This is a genomic window from Streptomyces sp. NPDC086147 (assembly GCF_040702165.1).
GTDB lineage: Bacteria > Actinomycetota > Actinomycetes > Streptomycetales > Streptomycetaceae > Streptomyces.
The window spans coordinates 1-6,778 of record NZ_JBFBJO010000047.1 but is presented as its reverse complement, the minus strand read 5'-3'; the positions used below and the strand labels follow the sequence as shown (position 1 = coordinate 6,778).

5 protein-coding genes and 1 pseudogene are annotated in these 6,778 nt (G+C 65.6%); 3 read left to right on the top strand and 3 right to left on the bottom strand.

The features are described from left to right. Both AB0398_RS34095 and AB0398_RS34090 read left to right on the top strand, forming a co-directional pair. Positions 1-444, top strand: a 444-nt coding sequence (locus AB0398_RS34095; RefSeq protein ID WP_366379552.1) for a transposase, incomplete at its 5' end; no start/stop codon positions are given. 466 nt (positions 445-910) lie between these two features. Then, on the top strand, positions 911-2,203 hold the full coding sequence (locus tag AB0398_RS34090; protein ID WP_366379551.1) for an IS256 family transposase: 1,293 nt from the start codon (positions 911-913) through the stop codon (positions 2,201-2,203). Positions 2,204-2,582: 379 nt separating this feature from the next. On the opposite strand, the gene AB0398_RS34085 is transcribed toward AB0398_RS34090, so the two are convergent. The 3 genes from AB0398_RS34085 to AB0398_RS34075 all read right to left on the bottom strand — a co-directional run bounded on the left by AB0398_RS34085 (position 2,583) and on the right by AB0398_RS34075 (position 6,254). After that, positions 2,583-5,099 carry a hypothetical protein gene (locus tag AB0398_RS34085; protein WP_366379550.1) on the bottom strand — a complete coding sequence of 839 codons (2,517 nt, stop codon included), beginning with the start codon at positions 5,097-5,099 and terminating at the stop codon, positions 2,583-2,585. After that, a complete protein-coding gene (locus AB0398_RS34080; RefSeq protein ID WP_366379549.1) occupies positions 5,096-5,800 on the bottom strand; it encodes an ABC transporter ATP-binding protein in 705 nt (234 codons plus the stop codon). Before AB0398_RS34080 ends, AB0398_RS34085 begins: the two co-directional genes overlap by 4 nt. A gap of 76 nt (positions 5,801-5,876) precedes the next feature. Beyond that, the gene (locus tag AB0398_RS34075) at positions 5,877-6,254 is read right to left on the bottom strand and encodes a peptidase inhibitor family I36 protein (protein ID WP_365551631.1); all 378 of its coding nucleotides are present in this window, start codon (positions 6,252-6,254) and stop codon (positions 5,877-5,879) included. Between the two features lie 441 nt (positions 6,255-6,695). On the opposite strand from AB0398_RS34075, the pseudogene AB0398_RS34070 reads away from it, so the two are divergent. Beyond that, a pseudogene (locus tag AB0398_RS34070) lies at positions 6,696-6,778 on the top strand (IS5/IS1182 family transposase); the annotation flags it as partial.

Here is a 6,778-nt window from a genome sequence, read left to right as displayed (position 1 = left end):
CTGGTCCCCACCCGCGACCGGACCGTGGCCGCCTCCAGCAAGAACTACCGCTACTCCACCAACCACCAGGTCGTCATCGACGCCGACACCCGCCTCGTGGTCGCTGTCGGCAAGCCGCTGCCCGGCAACCGTAACGACTGCCGGGCCTGGAAGGAATCCGGCGCGAAGGCCGCCGTCGGCACCACCCCCACGGTGATCGCCGACGGCGGCTACCGGGGCACCGGCCTGACCATCCCGCACTACCGCCGGCACAAGGACGAGGAACTGCCTGCCTGGAAGGATGACCACAACGCCTCCCACCGCAAGGTCCGCGCCCGCGTCGAGCACACCTTCGCCCACATGAAGAGCTGGAAGATCCTCCGCGACTGCCGCCTCAAGGGCGACGGCGTCCACCACGCCATGCTCGGCATCGCCCGCCTGCACAACCTCACTCTCACCGGATGACAGACAAACAAGCAGGTCAGCCTGCATACCTCAGATCATTTACGGGACAACCTCTACCGCCCGTCCCCCTGTAGGGGAGGCCGACCGCATTCTGAGCCCTTGCCCGCCCCGCCTGATTCCCCGAAATCCCCCTGCGGGACTGTAAATCGTTCGGCTCTGTCTCACATTCGGTGGTGACTGATCGTGCACGTTGAGTAGGCCTACCTCGCGGAGAGTGCGGCTGGCGTCCCGACCTCAACATTTCGAGTGCGGCAGCACCGCACTGGGCTACCAGGCTTGCCGTAGCGAACTCTCACTACCGGACGCCGAGCAGTCGGCTGGATCCATGGAAGAGATCGGTTACAAGGCGTCGATCTGCGGTTTCATGACCAGCGCCCTGCCGGCTGACGCCATGACTCACCGTTACCACCGGATGTGAGACAGAGCCAATCGTTCGGTGTAACTCCCGATCATGGAGGATGCACCGATGACCAGTGAGAACGTGGCCGAGGCCGAGACCGTCGAGCAGTCTGGACCGCAGTCGGCGAAGCCGGTGGATGACCGGCTGATCGACGAGCTGGTGTCCCGTGCCCAGGCCGAGGGTCTGCAGCTGACCGGCGAAGGCGGGCTGCTGCAACAGCTGACGAAGCGGCTGCTGGAGTCCGCCTTGGAGGGCGAGATCACCGATCACCTCGGCTATGACAAGCACGATGCGGCCGGGAAGAACAGCGGTAACTCCCGCAACGGCACCCGTGCCAAGACCGTGCTGACGGACGTCGGTCCGGTGGAGATATCCGTGCCCCGGGACCGGGACGGCTCGTTCGAGCCGAAGATCATCAAGAAGCGGCAGAAGCGTCTGACCGGCGTGGACGAGATGGTCATCTCGCTGTCCGCGAAGGGTCTGACCACGGGCGAGGTCCAGGCTCACCTCGCGGAGGTCTATGGCGCCGACGTGTCCCGCCAGACGATCTCCACGATCACCGACAAGGTCCTGGACGGCATGGCCGAATGGCAGAACCGGCCCCTCGACCCGGTCTATCCGGTGGTGTTCATCGACGCCATCCACGTGAAGATCCGCGATGGCGCCGTCGCCAACCGGCCGATCTACGTGGCCTTGGCCGTCACCGTCGAGGGCCGCCGCGACATCCTGGGGCTGTGGGCCGGCGACGGCGGCGAGGGCGCCAAGCACTGGATGCACATCCTCACCGAGATCAAGAACCGCGGCGTGAACGACGTCCTCATGCTTGTCTGCGACGGACTCAAGGGCCTGCCCGACGCGGTCGAGACCGTCTGGCCCCGCACCACGGTGCAGACCTGCGTGGTCCACCTGCTGCGGAACTCCTTCCGCTATGCCGCCCGCCAGGACTGGGACAAGATCGCCAAGCTCCTCAAGCCCGTCTACACCGCGGCGACCGAAGAGGCCGCCCTGGAGCGATTCGCGGAGTTCGCCGACGCCTGGGGCCGGAAGTATCCGGCGATCGTGAAGTTGTGGGAGAACGCCTGGGAAGAGTTCATCCCGTTCCTCCGCTTCGACACCGAGATCCGCCGCATCGTCTGCACCACCAACGCGATCGAGTCCGTGAACGCCAGGATCCGCCGCGCGGTCAAGGCCCGCGGGCACTTCCCGAACGAGACCGCGGCCCTGAAGTGTGTCTACATGGCGATCATGTCCCTGGACCCCACCGGCCGGGGCCAGGCCCGCTGGACCCTGCGCTGGAAGACCGCTCTGAACGCCTTCGACATCACCTTCGACGGCCGCCTCTCCGCAGCCCGACAGTAACCCCAACCACCTTCGTTACACCGTTCGATTGGCTCTGTCTCACATTCGGTGGTGACTGATCGTGCACGTTGAGTAGGCCTACCTCGCGGAGAGTGCGGCTGGCGTCCCGACCTCAACATTTCGAGTGCGGCAGCACCGCACTGGGCTACCAGGCTTGCCGTAGCGAACTCTCACTACCGGACGCCGAGCAGTCGGCTGGATCCATGGAAGAGATCGGTTACAAGGCGTCGATCTGCGGTTTCATGACCAGCGCCCTGCCGGCTGACGCCATGACTCACCGTTACCACCGGATGTGAGACAGAGCCGAACGATTTACAGTCCCAAGACCGTTGCAGTGCTAGGCCTTGTCTTGGATGTTTCGGTGGTTTCTGGGGTGGGGTCAGGTTTCGGTGCGGTTGAGGGTGTTGCCGATGGTTCGTGGTGTGGCGAGTGCTCCATAGGCCGTGCCGAGGGTGAGGGTGAGGGCGAGGACGGTGGTGATGGCTGTCCAGTCCATGACGACGGGGATGCTGCCGGGCCAGTTTCTTGCGGCGGTCAGTCCCCATCCGGTCGCGATGCCCAGGATGGCGGCAAGGGCGGCGATGGTGGTCGACTGCCAGATGACGATGCGTCGCAGGGTGCCTGGGGACAGGCCGATGCGGTGAAGACGGATCAGATCGGGCCGGAGTTCGGTGGCTGATGAGGTGATGGTGATGCCGAGAACGGTCACGACGGCCGCGAGCGCGAGGCCGAGCAGGAGGTACCACAGGGAGGGAGGGGTGAGTTCGGGTCCGGTTTCGATGCGGACGTCCGCCATCACGATGTCGACGGGTTCAAGGGCTTTGACGAGCCGTTCTGTCAGGTCGGGGGCCAGGCCGGTGGTGGGGGAGGCGATGACAGAGTAGTCCACGGTTTTGGCGCCCAGGGCGTGCGCGGTCTTGGTCGTGAGGTAGGCGGAGGCGCGGGTGAGGGTGGTGGCGTCGACCGGGTCGGAGAGCACGGCACCGCTGATGTTCTGGCGGGTGTCGGACTGGTCGGTGCTGGTGGGAAGGCCGTTGGGCCTGGACAGTGTGACGCGGTCGCCCTTGATGTACTCGGGTGCCAGGACCAGGATCCGGCCGTCCTTGAGGGCTTTTCGTTCCTGCGGAGTCCAGCTTCGGCCGGTCAGAGCCTTGAACGTTGTCTCGTCGTCGACGACCTCGATGGTCTGCTTCCGGTCGGCGAAGTCTCCGCCCGCCTGCCACACAACGCTCCAGGGCGGTGTAAGAGCGGGGGAAGGGGATGCTCTGAGAAGTCTCTCGTCGACCGGGTAGGTGCCCTTGACGATGGGTGTCCCGGCCGGAAAGACCTCTGCGAGTGCCTGTCCCACAGCGCGGGCATCGCTCCCGCTGTAGAGAAGGGCTTCGACCTGGTCCAGGTGGCGATTGCCAGTGTAACTGGCACGATTCTGGGCGGTGACGCTGGACAGTGTGCCGAGGATCCCGACGGTCAGGGCCAGGCAGACCGAACCGATCACGATCGCGGAGGCCGGACGGCGCGGGTCGCGGGCGAAGGCGCGTAGCGCGATGCGTCCGCTGAGTGTGCCGTCAGCCAGGCGGGCCAGACCGCTCAACAGGTCCGCGATGCGGGTGAGTACGGCCGCGGCCAGGGCCACGATGCCGGTGACGGCCGCAATGGAGGAGATCGTCTCGTCGTCCTGGAAAGCCGCCGCGACCGCGATGCCGAGCGCGCCCACTCCGCAGAGGACCGGAGCCCACAGGCGGGCCCGTTCGTTGCGGGCAGCCGTACGGACACGCTCACGGGCCGGCAGTCCTGCCGGGTGCCGCGACGTCAAGACCGCGGCCAGTGCTGCCACAGCCACCGACAGCAGGATTGTCAGCGCACCGCCGATGAGAAGAGGGTCGTAGGGAGCGATGTCCTTGTCGGTGATCCGGGGAAGCAGTGGACGCGCGGCGAGGGAAAGAAGACTGCCCAGCAGCCACCCGGCGGGAACAGCGATCGCACTGGCCCACGCCGCGCCGGATACAGCCGCGTACCGCAGGTCTCTGTCCGGCAGGCCGATACCGGCCAAGAGCGCGAACTCCGCCCGAGTGCGCCGCATGCGCAGAGCGAAGGATCCGGCGCCAATGATTGCCAGCACCAGTACACCCGGTGCCAGCAGCAGCGCCGGCTCCCGCTCGATCATCGTCCGGGAGCCGGCAATGCCCGACCTGGTCTGAAGCTGTACCCCTCCGGTGGCCACGACCTCCTGTGCCGCGGCGACCTGCTCGGCATCACCCGCAAGAAGCAGGCCGTACGCCGAGGGCAGGACATTGGTCGTATCACTCCCGGTCCTGGGCCAGGCACGCAGCTGACCCGGTGCGCCGAGGTAGTCGTGGGAAGCATGGGCCTGCGGGCTTTCCACCAGACCGACGATCCGGGCCGGCGCGTCACGCTTCCACCGGTAGGGAAGGCTGTCACCCACCCTCAGCCTCTGAGCCCCGGCCAGCGCCCGGCTCACCGCAATCTCCCCCAGATTCGAGGGAAACCGCCCCTCCAGCAGCCGGTACCGGCCCTCTACCAGCGGGGAGGACCAGTCGGTGTCCACATAGCGCACCGTCACCGTCCGGTCCTTCGCCCAGACAGGGAACTCGCTGTTGTCGTCGATCGCCAGCACCTTGATGCCCGGCGCGCGCTGCCGCAGCTCGGCCGCAAGCTTGTCGGCCATCACAGGATCGGCCTGCGTGACATATCCATCCGCCCGGCCCATGACGCTGACCGCCCGCTGTTCGGCCGACGGAGCGGTGGAAGAGAACAGCCCGGCTGCAAGCGTGGCCAGCAGTACGGGCAGTGCCAGCAGCACCAGAAGCCCCGCACGCCTTCCCCCGCGCCCGACGACGGTGCGCCTGCCGATGAGATGCGCGTATCCCCTGCTCACGCGGTGTCTCCCTCGATGGCGTCGAAGGAAAGGAGCGTGCCGTCATGCAGGACGGCTACCTGGTCGGCGTGAGAGAGATTGGCCGGGTTGTGCGTGCTCAGCACGACGGTGACGCCCTCGTCGCGAAGCTGCGCCAGCACGTCCATGATCTCCGAACCCGTCTTGGAGTCGAGCGAACCCGTGGGCTCGTCCGCCAGGACCAGGGTCCGGTTTCCCACGATGGCCCGGGCGATGGCGGCCCGCTGCTGCTGCCCGCCGGACACTTCTGCGGGAAACCGCTGCTCCAGCCCTCTCAGACCGACCCGGGCCATCGCCTCAAGCGCCGAAGTCGTCGCCTCGTCACGGGCGACGCCGGTGGCTTCCAGGGGAAGACGAACGTTCTCCACCAAGGTGAGGTCGGCCAGTAGGCTGAAGTCCTGGTGGACGAAACCGATCTCCCGCAAACGCAGCGCAGCCAGTTCGGCCGCACTGCACGCATGCACCTGGTTCCCCAGCACGTTCAGGTTCCCCGAGTCGACCCGCTCCAGACCGGCGATCAGGTGCAGCAGCGTGCTCTTGCCCGAACCGCTGGGCCCGGTCAGCGCGGTCAGCGTGCCGGCGGGCAAAGACAGCGAGACGTCCCGTAGGGCCGTTACGGTCTGCTTGCCCATGGAGAACGTTTTGCCGATCCCAGTGGCGATGATCGCCACGCTCTTGCCCATGTGAGTGCTTGTTCCTCTCGTGCGCGAAGGGGCGGCCGGTTGCCCGGCCGCCCCTGGGATTACCTCACGCGTGCTGTCAGCATGCGGTGGCGCTGGTGTACTTCCGCGTGGAGCTGGCCTCGTCGGAGTCCTGGAAGCTGAAGCTGTGGTTGTTGCTGTTCTGGTTGATGCACACACGGCGGCCCGTGTAGTTGTTGTCAGTGAACCAGGCCGCGTCGTAGCCGTAGTTGCTCCAGTACGAGTCAGCCTCGTCGTTGAAACCATAGGAGCCCAGGATCGGTATGGCGGTGGTGCTGTTGGTCAGGGTGACCTGACCACCCGCGTAGTCGTCGTCACGGTAGAGACAGACGTAGCCGCCCGTCGTGCATCCGGCCGGCGCAGCGCCCGCGATGCCGGTTCCACCGATGATCACTGCCGCGCCGATGAGCGCCGCCCCCAGCAGATTCCGCTTCATCTCGGTTCCCCTCCTCATAAGCGAAGCCATGGCCTTCGCACATAGCGAATCGGGGCATGAAGCAATCGCAAAGGCATACAAAAGCCTTCCCCCGAAGCGCAGTTGAACAAGTGACGAACCTACCTGGCGCTTTCTCGTCTTTACCTTCGCGCATGATCAATGGCCTAATGTGCGGTCACACAAAGAGTGACAAAACGATAAAGTCGCAATGCTTAGTTTTGAAAGCACCGATTTTAAGACACTAGAATGTCAAGTCATAAGATCGGAGATTACGCAACGATGCCTCTGCTCATCGACTGCCGGGCAGGGCATCGGATTCGTAACCTGCTTCCGAGGCCCTACCGTGGTCGCGAGCGTCCGGGTGTCGATTGCTCATCACTCCCCGGTCGCCCTACTAGAGGTTGTCCCGTAACTGCTGGTCAGAGGTGGGATGATCTTGTCGTGGCTGGTGTGATCACGGCGTCGGAGCCCTCCTGGACAGGCCCGTTCACCGGGCTGAGCCCTCGGCAGTTCAACAAGCTGAT

Excerpts from the sequence above, each read along its gene's own strand:
- AB0398_RS34075 (WP_365551631.1), bottom strand. The coding sequence starts at position 6,254 with ATGAAGCGGAATCTGCTGGGGGCGGCGCTCATCGGCGCGGCAGTGATC.
- AB0398_RS34080 (WP_366379549.1), bottom strand. The coding sequence starts at position 5,800 with ATGGGCAAGAGCGTGGCGATCATCGCCACTGGGATCGGCAAAACGTTC.
- AB0398_RS34090 (WP_366379551.1), top strand. The coding sequence starts at position 911 with ATGACCAGTGAGAACGTGGCCGAGGCCGAGACCGTCGAGCAGTCTGGA.